Origin of the sequence: Corallococcus terminator, assembly GCF_049194865.1 — a bacterium.
Taxonomy (GTDB): Bacteria; Myxococcota; Myxococcia; order Myxococcales; family Myxococcaceae; genus Myxococcus; species Myxococcus terminator_A.
The window spans coordinates 135,603-147,889 of sequence record NZ_JBLZWL010000050.1; the positions used below are offsets into that span (position 1 = coordinate 135,603).

Here is a 12,287-nt window from a genome sequence, read left to right on the forward strand (position 1 = left end):
CCAGAAAGGTGGATGGCAACGTCGGGATGTTCATTCCAAACATCACGGCGCCGGGCAGGGTTCCTTGCCGCGCTGGCGCCGACTGTAAGGTGCTTCACAGGCGCTCGGTCCACACAGTCGCTTGGGATATTTCTGGCCTCCACGGGGGCACACAGCTCTCTTTGCTGGTGCCGCTTGGGTTCAGCGCTCTACAGTGACGGCACTTTCCCCTCGAGGCCCAGCTTGCCGGCAACGCAACGCATCGTTCAGGTCTGTCTCTTCTTGGTCGCCGCCATCGCGTTGTTCGGGGGCTCGGTCCAGTTGCTCATGGGGCAGCCGGAGACGACGCCCCGCCTGGACAACCTGCATCGCTTCATGGGCGGCATCTATTTCTCCATGGGCGTCATCAGCCTGTGGGCGGCCATCACGATTCGCCAACAGAGAACGCTGGTCTACCTCATCGCCTTTTCGATTCTCATGGCGGCCGTGGGCAGGTTGCTGTCCATGAGCAAGGTCGGCCTGCCCGAGCCGACGGGCCTGTGGCTCGGCTACCTCATCCCCGAGCTGGTGTTCCCAGTCGTCATTGCCGGCGCGCACTGGACGCATGCGCGCAAGGGAAGAGACTCGGCCCACGAGCTCACCGGCGAGGCACCCGCGCCCCTGGCCGTCCCAGGCTCGACAGCAGGGCCATGACCGATGCCGCCAGGTAGGGCAGTGACTGCACCAGCAAGAGAGTCACCCAGAAGCGCATGTCCGGGTCGGGCAGGCCATGGACCCAATAGATTCCGGCCGCCGAGCCCCACAGCAGGAGCATGATGAACACCTCTTCGCGGGCCTCGGAGAGGGCCACCCACAAGCCATGGCGGTCCGCGTTCTTCGGCGTGCGGAAGAACGGCATGCCGCGGGTGAAGACGCCGTACATCACCGCCTTGGCAACGGTATGCGAGAGGGCCAGCCCGGCCAGGGCGGCGGCGAACGCGGCCTTGAGGTCGACCCCGACCGCGCGGCGGTAGAGGAAGAGGCCCTTCCCGATCTTGAACACGAACAGAGCCAGCGGCGGGATGGCGAAGATCGGCAGGGGCGGTTGGATCCGCTCCGGCGCGATGAGCATCGCCGCGGACCAGAGCAGCGCGCCGATGGTGAAGAGGAGGTTCAGGCCGTCGGCCACCCAGGGAAGCCAGCCGGCGAGGAAGTGATAGCGCTGGCCTCGGGTCAGTTCGCTGTTCTTGCCGCGCAGCAAGCTGTTGGCATGGTGCTTGATGATCTGGATGGAGCCATAGGCCCAGCGGAAGCGCTGTTTCTTGTAGTCGCTGAACGTGTCGGGTATCAGGCCCTTCCCGTAGCTGTGGTGCGAATAGGCCGCCGAGTAGCCTTTCTCGAACACGCGAAGGCCCAGCTCCGCGTCCTCGCAGATGCACCACTCGGCCCAGCCCAGCTCCTCGAGCACCGAACGGTAGGTCATGGTCATGGTGCCGTGCTGGATGATTGCGTCACGGTCATTGCGGGTGACCATGCCGATACGGAAGAAACCCTGGTACTCGCTGTAACACACCTTCTTGAAGATGCTCTCGTCCTGGTCCCGGTAGTCCTGAGGTGATTGCACCACGGCGATCTTCGGGTCGGTGAAGAGCGGCACCATGTGCTTGAGCCAGTTGGAGTCGACGCGGTAGTCCGAGTCAATCACCGCGACCACCTCGGCGTCCCTGGCAGTGCGAGGGATGAGGTAGTTCAGCGCGCCGCCCTTGAAACCGGGCAGGGGCGAGACATGGAAGAACTTGAAGCGCTCGCCGAGCAGTTCGCAGTGGGCCTCGAGCGGCTCCCACACCGCCGGGTCCTGGGTGTTGTTGTCGATGACCAGGACTTCGTAGTCGGGATAGTCAAGCTCGGCGAGAGCATTCAGGGTCTGTTTGACCATCTCCGGCGGCTCGTTGTAGCAGGGCACGTGGACAGACACCTTCGGTCGATAGGCATGGTCGGTCCGCACCGGCAGGAACTCGCGGCGGCGCTTGGGAATCCACACGGCTTCGGCCAGCTCGTGGGCCTCGGTGAGCAGGACGATGAACACGCCGAGCGAGCCGAGCGCCAGCAAGAAGCCGACGGCCAGGCTGAACCAGGTGCTGTAGCGCTGGCTGTAGTCATAACCAATCCACACCAGCGCTGAGCCGCAGAAGAAGGAGGTGAAGGTCAGGAAGGTACGGCCGCGCTGGCGCAGGGCCGACGCATCGATGAGCAGCAGCGTCATGGCGAGCAGGGCAAGAACGCCCGAGCAGACCGCCAGGGCGCGCCACTCGGGGATGGCGACCACCGGGCCCTCGAAGTTGAACTTTCGCCGACGGGCGGCGTCGAACACGCCCCAGTAGGCGCCGGCCGCGCCTTCATCACTGCCCTTCCAGGGCTGGTCGTAGGCTTCGATGACGAAGTAATCGTAGCCCCGGCGGTTGAGCGTGTTGACCAGGTTGCGCAGGTAGATGGCCTGGTCTATCTGGGTGGCTTCGGCGCCGCCTTGCATGCGGCCGTTGCTCGGCCAGCCGACCTCCGACAGCAGGAGTGGCTTTCGCGGGAACAGCTGCTCGAGGTCCCGGGCACTGCTCCATCACGAAGGTACCCGCCGACTCCACCGGTATGAATTCCCAGTAGGGCAGGATGTGTGCGGCGATCAGGTCGACATGCCTGGCCAGCTCCCGGTGTTCCCTCCAGTTGTGCCATTGCTCGCTGGTGGTCACCGGCACCGTCACGGCCGCGCGCACCCGCTTCAGGTACTGGACCAGCGCAGCGAACGAGACGTCCCCGCGGTACAGCGCTTCGTTGCCCACCACCACCCGCACCACGCTGGGGGAGGTGTTGGCGAGTTCAATGGCTTTCTCAATCTCCCGCTCATTGCGTTCCAGGTCGCGGCTGATCCAGACCCCCAGCGTCACGCGCAGGCCGAACTCCTCGGCCAGCCTGGGGATGTCCGCCTGGGGACCATCGACCGAGTAGATGCGGATGCTGTCGGTCAGCGTGCTGAGCTGGGCGAGGTCTTCGCGCAGCTCGGCTTCGCTGGGATACCGACCCTGCTTCGGGCTCCCACCGTGGCGGAAGGGTGAGTAGGAGAAGCCCGACACCTTCTCCGGCCAGTCCGGGGCGGGCACCGGGCGGTTGTTCATCGCCCAGAAGCCGGTGAACAGCGCGGCGATGGTCACCACGACAACCAGCTGGACACCCAATCCTTGCGAAGACATAGCGGGAGTCGTGGGTAGCAACCGCCGCGCCAGTGCAGTCGTGGGGACGGCCCGAGCGAGGAGTCATCGGGTCTGTCTTTGAGCGGACGTGGCGTGCTTGCGGAAACCAAGAACCTGCGTCTTGCTGGCAAGCGAAGTGGTGCTCGCGATGGACGGCGGTGCAAGTGCCTACATTACGTGTCCGTGGTCGCCGTCGAGCTCGGCCTTCTTCGAGGTTCATGAAGTCGAACGCGCTCTTCGCGGAGTCCTGGATGCCGCGCGGGATGCCCGGGCGGGGGCTGACCGGGCAGTCCCTGGGGTCGGGCATGACCAGGGCTTGGGGCGCTCCACCGGGGCCTGCCCATCACGGTGCTCAGGACCTCCTGAAGCCTTATCGGGGCCTCCGCGATGACGTACGCCAGCTTCGTCCGAGTGTCTGTTGACCTGGGCGTGTCTGTCAGTGTGCGGAGGAGACCACAGCTCGCACGGAAGGATGCAGCCAGGGCGGAGTGTGGCGGGTGGTGGTTTGTCAATCCATTGTTGTCTATGATTCGGTGGCTGGAAACCCCTTGCCTGGGAGTCGAGATGCGTCTGCGAATATTCCTGGTGGCCTCGCTACTGTGGGTGTCGGCGTGTGGAGCACCTGTCGGAGTCGACGAACAAGAGCCCGAGTTGACGACGCCCGAGGAGGGCGCCGACGTCCAGGCGTTCTGGGTCAGCTGCCCGGAGAGCGAGGGGACGGCGTGCACCACGCCCGGCAGCCGGTTCCGTTGCTACAACCAGTATCCCAACGAGCCCGGCATCTGTTTCTGCACGAGCACGCTCACCTACTCGTGTAGCTGAGGTTCGCGGTCCGTTCTGGTTTCCATTGGAGAAGGGGTTCATGCAAATGAAGATGCTCGTCAGAGGGATGCTATTGGCCGCGGCGCTGCTGTCCGTGAGCTGCGGTGGGGCACTGGATGACGCCTCTCCCGCCGAGTCGCAAGAGCCCACGGCGGATGAAATGCAGTCGCAGGACCAACGCGTCTACGAATGTTCAGACGGCAACCAGACCGTCTATTGTCAAGACAACCAGAACTGCTGCTATCAGGCAGGAGGCCTGCCGCCGTACTGCACGCGATTCCTGTGCCCGTAGCGACGACTTCTGTTGTCGCGAAAGGCCGCCGGTGCGCCCGCCCTCCTCCTCGGGGGGGCGGATGGGCATGACGGGCCACCTCGGGCCTGAGCTGGGAGAACGTCTACGTGGCGGGCTCCGTCACGACGCCCGCCTGGGACAGCTTCTCCGCGCCGAACACGGAGGTGATGGGCACGGCGCGCGGCTTGCGCCACGGTGGAATTTCACCAGGCGCACCATGAGCCGCCCCTTCTCATCGTGATGGCAGTCGCCTGCCAGGGACGAAGGTGCAGGTCGGCTCGTGGCTGCAAGGGGGCTCGCCCTTGGCGTGGAGCGGGACCGCACGGCGGCGTGGTTTCCTCTTCTGACGAAGTAAAGGTCTACTAGATAGTAGACTTTTAAGGTTCACTCCGCGAAGAATCCTCGGACTGCTCCTGCGCCGTGCCCCCAGCCCCCGAGGATTCGTGCCCACGTCCACTGATAGCGGCAGCACTTCTTTCAAGCCCTCCAGAGCGTCGCGGCTACCGGTGCCCGTGCCACTCTTCACGATGGGGTCCATCCGGTATGAGGTGGTCCGCAAGTTGACCGCCATGCCGACGGGGGAGGCGCTGTTCCTGGCCTACCGCTTCGCGATGGATGAGCCGCATCCCGGCCTCTGTCTCGTGAGGCGTCTGGCGAATCCTTCGACGTACATGGCGCGTAAGCGCCTCGCCGAAGAGATTCAGCTCGCGTTCCTCCTCCACCACCCCAACATTGCCCAGGTGCATCTCGCGAAGGCCCACCGCGGTTCGCTGCACGTCGTCATGGAGTACGTGGACGGCCCTTCGGTGGACACGTTGCTGAATGCCGCTGCCGTGAGGAGCAAGCCTGTTTCGGAAGCCTTTGCCCTCTACCTGGGCGTGGAGTTGGCGGAGGCGCTGCACTTCGCGCACTCGTCGCGGGGAAAAGGCGGCGAGCTGCTCGGCATCGTCCACCGCGACGTCAATCCGAGGCACGTCTTCGTCGGCGCGCATGGGGAGGTGAAGCTGTCCAACTTCGGAGCGGCGTACTCGCTGGTGATAGGCCGGGAGGAGTCACCCGCGAGCCTTGTCAGGGGCGACGTCGCCTACGCCTCGCCCGAATATCTGAAGAAGCTGCCGTTGACCCCACGCTCCGATGTCTTCTCCCTGGGAGTCCTCCTGGCCGAGCTGCTCACCCGCCGGCATCTCTTCGAACTGGACGTGGCGGTCCAGGTTCCCGAGGGCGCGACCTCGTTGCGTACGGAATACACCCCTTCGCTCCCGCTGGAGCAGATGAGGGTGCTGCTCGACTCGTTCGGCCCCGAGCATATCGAGCGAGCGGTGGGTGCAATGGCGCCGGACCTTCGTGAGGTGTTGCACACGGCCCTGCGGGTTGCGCCGGAGGAGCGCTTCGCCACGGCGGCGGACATGGGCGAGGCGCTCCGCGCGGCGCTGACGAAGAGGCACCCTGGATACGGGCGTCACGAGGCGGCGGCGGAAGTGGCCCGCGTCATGGCCGAGGGTGGCTTCTCTCGTGACCAGGACGAGTCTGGGGAGGGCGGCTTGTTCCTGGAGGGCTTGGGCGAGCATGCGCTGGACGCGCTCGCCAGAATCACTCCTGCTTCATCGTGACAAGACGGTGGCGATGTGGAGGAGCGCATCCAGCTTCTCCGCATCCAGCTTCCTCGCGAGGTGCTGCAAGCGACGGAGTCCGGGCGTCGCCTCCTCGCGGGAGCGCGACTTCTTGCCTGGGTTCTCTCCCCCCAGGTCGAGCATCACCTCGGGGGACACGCCCAGTTCACGACAGAGGCGATAGAGGGACGGGACGCTGGGCAACATCTTGCCTCGCTCCAGCCGACTGTAGACCATGGAGACCAGCTCCACTCGCTCGGCCACCTCGGCTTGAGTCAGCCCGAGATTCTGACGCGCGGCGCGTGCCGCCGTGCCGATGGTCACCGCCAGTTCTTCATTCAGGAGAGCAGTCATGGGAGGGCCGGAGTTCGAGGTGGGAGTGAGGCTGTCTTCAGGGGACCTATGTAGCTGACGGGTTGGCGAAGGTGAACCCTGGAGGAGCGATATTCCACGGTAGACCTGGGACGTCTCATCCTGCGTTTCCTTCGATAGGAAGGACTCCATGGTGGGTGGGGAGGTCTGGTAGCGTGTCGCTCCGTTGGGAGGGTGTTGATGCGAGAGGCTGATGCCGTGGGGTTGGGGAGCGGAACGTCATGAGCGGAGCGCCGGCTCTCGCGGTCCTCGCGCCCGGGGCGCAGGTGATGGGCTACACGGTGGAGCGGCGCCTGGGCAGTGGCGGCTTCGGTGCCGTGTACCTGGCTTCTTTGGAGGGCCAGCGCGCCGCGCTGAAGCTGCTGGACCTCTCGCGTGTGAAAGAACGGGCGGAGCGTGAGGTCTCCATCCTCCTTCGCCTCCATCACCCCAACGTCGTTGGGATTCGTGGCTTGGGGTTCTGGCCCTTGGCGGTGCCGGAGTTCGCGGTCATCGCCATGGAGTTCGTGGAGGGGCGCGAGCTGGGCGTGTGGGCGGAGGAGGAGAACCCCACCGCCCGGCAGGTGGCCCGCGTGGTGCTGGACGTGGCGTGCGCGCTGGTGGCGAGTCACGAAGCGGGTGTCCTTCATCGCGACGTCAAGGAAGCCAACGTCATGGTGCGCTCGGATGGCGTGGCCAAGCTGGTGGACTTCGGCGTGGGCGACTACGAGGGGGCGCGAGCAATCACCTCGGGCATCCTGCCTCCCGGGACGCTGGACTACCGTTCTCCAGAGGCGTGGACGTACTTCCGCCGGCATGGGGACGTGCCAGGAGCCCGCTACGAGCCCGGCGCCTCGGACGACTTGTGGGCCCTGGGGGTCGTCCTCTACCTCCTGCTCACGACGTATCGCCCCTTCGAGGGGGGCAACTCCACGCTGCCGGAGGTCGTCATCGCGAACGCGGTGGTGTCACCCCGGGTGGTGAACGAGCGCGTGCCAGAAGCGCTGAGTGACGTGTGCCTTCGGTTGCTCGCGAAGACGCCCGACGCACGGACGGCGAGCGCGCGGGTGCTCTGCGCGGAGCTGGAGGCGGTACTGGAGAGTGCTGACGCCGCGTGGGACGTGCCTTTGTGTGACGCGTACGGGGAGGACGCGGTAACGACGGAGTATGGCCCGTGCAAAGAAGGTGACCCGGGCGGCATGTGGAACTGGGTCGACGTGGCGGCGAAGCGCCCCCGTCGCGGCAGGCGTCCCCAGAAGAAGGCGGACCCGCTGCCTCCGAAGGGCAAAGGCGCGGTTCCGAAGAGCGTGCCGAGGCGGGCGCGGAGTCCGTGGCGGTGGGGGGCGGCGGTGGCCGTGGCCGTGGCCCTCGTCCTCGTCGCTTTGGCGGTCGTGTGGAGCTGGCGGACATCGCGCGTCGCGGGGAGCTTGCCGACTCGTCAGGAAGTAGCGCGTCCCAAAAGTTCGTCCCAAGCTGGCCCGGCCGCAGCTCCCCCCATTCGAACGGTGGCCACCCCTGCGGTCGTCGCCGTTCCCGCGATGCTCCTTGAGGCGACCACCACCGTGACGACGCAGAAGACCGAGACCCCGATGCCCCCGAAGTCCGCGAGGAAGGGGACAGGCATCATGAGCAGGGCGATTGCCACGGCAGCGGCATGCACAGCGCTGGGCTGCCCCGGTGTGCAGGTTCGCCCTCCGCCCCCTCCCGAGCCGTGCCCGGCGGGGGCGGTCAAGGCGATGGCGCAGCGGGGCGTCGAGGTCGGGGACCACCACGATGTAACGCTCCCTGTAGAGGGTGGTGGTACCGCAATCGTTACAGTCCGAGATGGGGCGGCGGAGGTCATCCTCCTGGGCCGCTGGCAGCGCATCCCGAGTGGGACGGTCTTCTCGGGTCACCTTTCGGTGAGTGACCGCGTCTATGGTCGATTCATCGGAGCACGCACGCGCGAAGGGGATGCCTTCCCGGTGTGTCTGGAGCTTCAGTCGAATTCGTTGGAGAAGGGCCTGGTGCTGAAATCAGGCGATGCTGGCTCTGGTGCCCGAGTCTTCTCCGGATGCGATGTAAAGGTTGTGACCGAGTTTGAGTGACATGATGGAAGCAGGCATTCACACACGGGAGTAGAAATCGGATGCAGGCATTGTCATCAGCCATTCTCCTGGGTCTCCTGCTGATGGCTGGAGGGGCGACTGCTCAAGACGGCGCGGCATTGGGAGTGGGTGTTCGGCGCATCGACTTGCTGCCGGATGCCGCACGCGAACCCACCGAGGTTTTCGTCAGCCCGGGACTGTATACCATGCTGCTTTTTGATGCGGACATTCTCCCGGACAGCATGGAACTCGAGGCCCGGAATCTCTTCACGCGTGTGGATATGGGGCAGGCAACCGTGCGACTGGACCTGTCTCCACGCGCCAGCCCCGGCGAACGGTTGCGCTTTTCTGTAAGGTTTCGCGACGGTGCCGCGCCAACAGGAGCCTCATTCCTGCTCGTGGTGCATCCCGCGAAGGCCGATGCCGTCGTTGAGGTGTTCCGGAGCGCGAGAACTGTCGAGTCGTATCAGCAAGAGGCCCGAGAGGCCCGTGCGGAGGCGATGCACCTCAAGAACGAGAATGCGCGACTGGTCTCCGAGCGGAAGCTTCCAGGTGGCTTGACGGGGCTGATAGCGATTGAGGGCCTGGATGTTCATGGTGTGGCTGGAAGGCTATTGACCGAGTCACTGTCGTTCGATTCGAGGAACGCACTCAAGCCATCCCAGCAGGTCCGGAGCTATCGCTCGAAGAATCGAGTTGCTGTGGAGGTCTTGCTGGCGGACATGCGTGGCGGCCAACCCTGGTCTGCTGACGGTGCGGCGCTGAGGGACCCGTCTGGCGTGGAATTGAAAGTGCTGAGCATCTGGCAAGAAGCCCCGATTACTGTTGCCGAAGCGACGCGGGTGATCGTCGAGGCCGCGGCCCCAGCGAATGCAGCTCGGGGAACGTTCACCCTCAAGCTCTGGGAGGCGGATGGGCCGCGCACGGTGACGATTGGCAATGTGACGTTCCCGTAGGAGAGGGTTGCAGTGCCGGAGGGTGATGGAGCACCGAGCGGGACGCGACCTCCCGGACCTGCTTCGCGAAGAACCATGCGCCGACGCCGATGGGCGGATAGACGACCAGGGCGAAGAGCCGCTGGAGCAACCCCTCGCAGCCCCTCACGTCCAGCCCGCTCCACCCGCTCATGATGGGAACCAGCGCGAGGAGGAGCACGTTCGTCGCGATGAGGTAGGCACGAAGGGCTCGCGCCTCCCGCCGCCCCCAGAGCGTCGCCAGGAGGATGGCGGGCAGCAGCACCGCTCCCGCGATGAGTGGCCCCGAGTTGTGCCGGGGGTCCAGCAAGGGAAACGCCGCGGCCCTCAACGTGGCCAACCCCAGGCCCTCCAGCGCGAGGAACGCGAACCAGCGCAGCACCGCGGGCGTCTTCATCATCCGGAGCCCGCACCAGTAGCCCGCGGCGGCGAACAGCGTCGCGAGCCCCGTCAACGTCACCCCCAAGTTTCCGACACCAAGACGGTGTCGGTGGGGGAGAGTTCCGACGGCGAGGATGTCGACACGCGGACGTTCCCCCTCCACTCCGTCCCGGACGTCCTGGAGCCGTTGCTGAACGAGATGTGCAAGGCCGCCGAGCAAATGCTGACGCGGCCGCTCAGGGTGCTGAGGGGAGAGCGCGCGCTGACCTCGCCGCGCTTCCCGCTGGAGAAGCTTGTCTCCTTCGAGGTCACGCTGCGCAACGTGGGAATCCAGGCCATCGAGACGGAGAACCCCTTCGACCCCCATGCCCCGGATCGCACCAACCTCCGGCTGCTCGTGTCGAAGGACAAGCCGCCCGGCAGCTCAGGGAAGGGGACTCCCTGTGGATGGAGCTGGGAATGGAGAACGTGCACCCGCCAGAAGGCCAGAAGCCTCCCGAGGGCCGGCGCCTCACGCTGAAGCCGAGCGCAGAGCTCCGCTTCGTGGTCCGCAAGAAGGTGCTGAGCGCCCCTGGCGTCTACCGGGCCGCGCTGACCTACTTCACCTCGCGCGGCGAGCGGGGCGTGGAGACGATGGACGGCCATCTCACCCTGGACCTGGGCCGTTTCGAGGTGGTCCAGTCCGCACCGAACACCGAGCCCTGAGATTCGATCCATGCTCGCTCGCGGTGAAGAGTGGATGGCCGATCTGTTGGAGCTGCATGTCGATGAGTTGGAGTGGCTGTGGCAGCAGCGTCATGCGGCCTCGCGCTCCAATCGTATCAATCGCATGGGCACCTCCTGAAGTGCCTTCCGGATTGAAAGGTTTGTCAGGACAGCACTTCCTCTCATCGGGCCTAGCATGACCTCTTCGACTGGAGGCGCCTCAACCCCGGATGCTCGACGTGACAGGGAATGACTGAGGCGTGGTAGCGTCCTCTCCGCAACGGGCTCGCTATCCTCAGCGGGGCGTCATGTCAGCGCATCGACCAGGGTAGGGGGCAAACGTGAAGCGTGCAGGTGTCGTGTCCAAGGGACTCCTCGCGATGCTCTCGTTGCTCTTCCTCATGACGGCGTGCGCCAGACAGGACCCCTATGTGCGCAATGTGACCATGGTGGACGCAGCCCAGCCCGGCGAGGCACTTGCCGCATATGAGCGCATCATTGCCCGCGGCCCCGCGAATCGCGCCGCCTTCGAGTCCCGGGGGCGTTTGGCATACGTCCTGGCGGACATCAACCGGGAGCGGGCACGGGCTTGTGCCCGGTACGTCGCCGTATCGGACCTGCCAGGCCTCAGCGTGGATGCGAAGGCGTTCCTGACTCGTCATCCAGCCTCGGGTGAGGAGGTCACGGTGTCGGACCAGAAGTTGTGCGACACCTCGAATCGCGCAGACAGAGAGAAGGCGAAGGTCGTCGAGGAGCAGGCGCTTGCTCGCACTCAGGCCGCCGCCAGAACGGGTCGCAGCGGCGGGGCCTCCGCGACGCAGGGCAGCGGGTCCTCCTCCTCGACGAAGGGCGACGGGTCCGGCAACTGCCATTGGGTGAACGGCTACACGCGGAAGAACGGAACGAGCGTGCGCGGGCACATGCGCTGCCGGTGACCCGTGACGCCTCCCAGGCTCTTCGCGACGTCAGCACCTCGGATGCGGCCCACGGCGGCCCACCGGTTTCAGCGCAAGAACATGAGATGATGGGCAGATGAAATCGGCATTCAAGGGCGAGCAGGCGAAGGCGGTCCTTTCCCGGTGGCATGAGCACTTCCGTGGCCGCCTGCGGGTGCCCACCGAGAGCCGGACGGTGAAGACCCGCATCGGCGACACGCATGTGCTGGTGGGCGGTCCAGAAGCCGGCCCCGACGTCGTCGTCCTCCACGGCGCGCTCGCGAGCTCCGCGCACGTGCTCCACGAACTGGCCCCCTTGATGGAGCGATTCCGTCTTCACGCCGTGGATGTCGTCGGCCAGTCGGTGAAGAGCGCGGATGTGCGGCCCTCGGTGTCGAACAACGAGTATGGCGAGTGGCTACGAGACGTCCTTGACGGGCTGTCGCTCCAGCGTCCCCATGTGGTGGGGGTGAGTTGGGGCGGCTTCGTGTCCATCCGGCTCGCGGCCATCGCACCCGAGCGCATCGACAGGCTCGCTTTGCTCTTCCCCGCGGGGGTGGTGAACGGCTCTCACTGGGAGGGCCTCACGAAGGTGGCCATCCCGATGATGCTCTATCGGATGTCCCCGTCGGAGCGGCGCCTGCAGGCGTTCGTCCGAAACCTGCTCACGACCACGGATGATGACTGGGCGCCATTCCTTGGCGACGCCGTCCGCGCATGCAACATGGACATGCGGGTCCCCGCGCTCGCGAAGCCGGAGGAACTCGCGAGGTTGAAGGCGCCCACCCTCGTGTTGGCCGGGGACGGAGATGTGAGCTTTCCGGGAGAGAAGCTGCTCGCTCGTGCGCGGGCGCTCTTTCCCACCCTCGCCGAGCAGGAACTCATCAAGGACTGTCGCCATTGTCCGCCAACGACGGACGCCTTCCGGCA

General features: G+C 65.7%; 13 protein-coding genes and 1 pseudogene. 10 read left to right on the forward strand and 4 right to left on the reverse strand.

Going from position 1 to position 12,287, the window contains the following annotated elements; genetic code table 11:
- The first annotated feature begins 222 nt into the window (after positions 1–222).
- Complete coding sequence (locus tag ACN469_RS17005; RefSeq protein WP_498769156.1) at positions 223–672, forward strand: DUF4345 domain-containing protein; 450 nt, start codon at positions 223–225, stop codon at positions 670–672.
- Here the strand turns inward: ACN469_RS17005 and ACN469_RS17010 are convergent.
- Entirely contained in the window at positions 617–2,488 is a 1,872-nt protein-coding gene (locus tag ACN469_RS17010) for a glycosyltransferase (RefSeq protein WP_498769158.1), read from the reverse strand. The genes ACN469_RS17005 and ACN469_RS17010 overlap by 56 nt on opposite strands.
- A 52-nt stretch (positions 2,489–2,540) precedes the next feature.
- Positions 2,541–3,200 (reverse strand): annotated as a pseudogene (locus ACN469_RS17015) (glycoside hydrolase family 17 protein); the annotation flags it as partial.
- A 564-nt stretch (positions 3,201–3,764) separates the two neighbouring features.
- On the opposite strand from ACN469_RS17015, the gene ACN469_RS17020 reads away from it, so the two are divergent.
- From ACN469_RS17020 to ACN469_RS17030, 3 genes are all read left to right on the forward strand, one after another.
- A complete protein-coding gene (locus tag ACN469_RS17020; protein WP_498769160.1) occupies positions 3,765–4,022 on the forward strand; it encodes a hypothetical protein in 258 nt (85 codons plus the stop codon).
- A 40-nt stretch (positions 4,023–4,062) separates the two neighbouring features.
- Positions 4,063–4,314 (forward strand): hypothetical protein, encoded by a 252-nt coding sequence (locus ACN469_RS17025; RefSeq protein WP_498769162.1) that lies wholly within the window; start codon positions 4,063–4,065, stop codon positions 4,312–4,314.
- A gap of 569 nt (positions 4,315–4,883) precedes the next feature.
- A complete protein-coding gene (locus ACN469_RS17030; RefSeq protein ID WP_498769180.1) occupies positions 4,884–5,924 on the forward strand; it encodes a serine/threonine-protein kinase in 1,041 nt (346 codons plus the stop codon).
- On the opposite strand, the gene ACN469_RS17035 is transcribed toward ACN469_RS17030, so the two are convergent.
- Positions 5,916–6,266, reverse strand: a complete 351-nt coding sequence (locus tag ACN469_RS17035) for a helix-turn-helix domain-containing protein (RefSeq protein ID WP_498769182.1) — start codon at positions 6,264–6,266, stop codon at positions 5,916–5,918. The two genes, ACN469_RS17030 and ACN469_RS17035, sit on opposite strands and share 9 nt — an antisense overlap.
- A 251-nt stretch (positions 6,267–6,517) precedes the next feature.
- Here ACN469_RS17035 and ACN469_RS17040 point away from each other — a divergent pair, with 251 nt between their 5' ends.
- The gene (locus ACN469_RS17040) at positions 6,518–8,362 is read left to right on the forward strand and encodes a serine/threonine-protein kinase (RefSeq protein ID WP_498769164.1); all 1,845 of its coding nucleotides are present in this window, start codon (positions 6,518–6,520) and stop codon (positions 8,360–8,362) included.
- 41 nt (positions 8,363–8,403) lie between these two features.
- Positions 8,404–9,318, forward strand: a complete 915-nt coding sequence (locus ACN469_RS17045; RefSeq protein ID WP_498769166.1) for a DUF2381 family protein — start codon at positions 8,404–8,406, stop codon at positions 9,316–9,318.
- On the opposite strand, the gene ACN469_RS17050 is transcribed toward ACN469_RS17045, so the two are convergent.
- Positions 9,257–9,802 carry a hypothetical protein gene (locus ACN469_RS17050; RefSeq protein WP_498769168.1) on the reverse strand — a complete coding sequence of 182 codons (546 nt, stop codon included), beginning with the start codon at positions 9,800–9,802 and terminating at the stop codon, positions 9,257–9,259. The genes ACN469_RS17045 and ACN469_RS17050 overlap by 62 nt on opposite strands.
- 24 nt (positions 9,803–9,826) lie before the next feature.
- On the opposite strand from ACN469_RS17050, the gene ACN469_RS17055 reads away from it, so the two are divergent.
- From ACN469_RS17055 to ACN469_RS17070, 4 genes are all read left to right on the forward strand, one after another.
- A complete protein-coding gene (locus ACN469_RS17055; RefSeq protein WP_498769170.1) occupies positions 9,827–10,237 on the forward strand; it encodes a hypothetical protein in 411 nt (136 codons plus the stop codon).
- A gap of 23 nt (positions 10,238–10,260) precedes the next feature.
- Positions 10,261–10,422 carry a hypothetical protein gene (locus ACN469_RS17060; protein ID WP_498769172.1) on the forward strand — a complete coding sequence of 54 codons (162 nt, stop codon included), beginning with the start codon at positions 10,261–10,263 and terminating at the stop codon, positions 10,420–10,422.
- 341 nt (positions 10,423–10,763) lie between these two features.
- Positions 10,764–11,357, forward strand: a complete 594-nt coding sequence (locus ACN469_RS17065) for a hypothetical protein (protein ID WP_498769174.1) — start codon at positions 10,764–10,766, stop codon at positions 11,355–11,357.
- Between the two features lie 97 nt (positions 11,358–11,454).
- Positions 11,455–12,287 (forward strand): alpha/beta fold hydrolase (locus ACN469_RS17070; protein WP_498769176.1); only part of this gene is annotated, 833 nt, incomplete at its 3' end.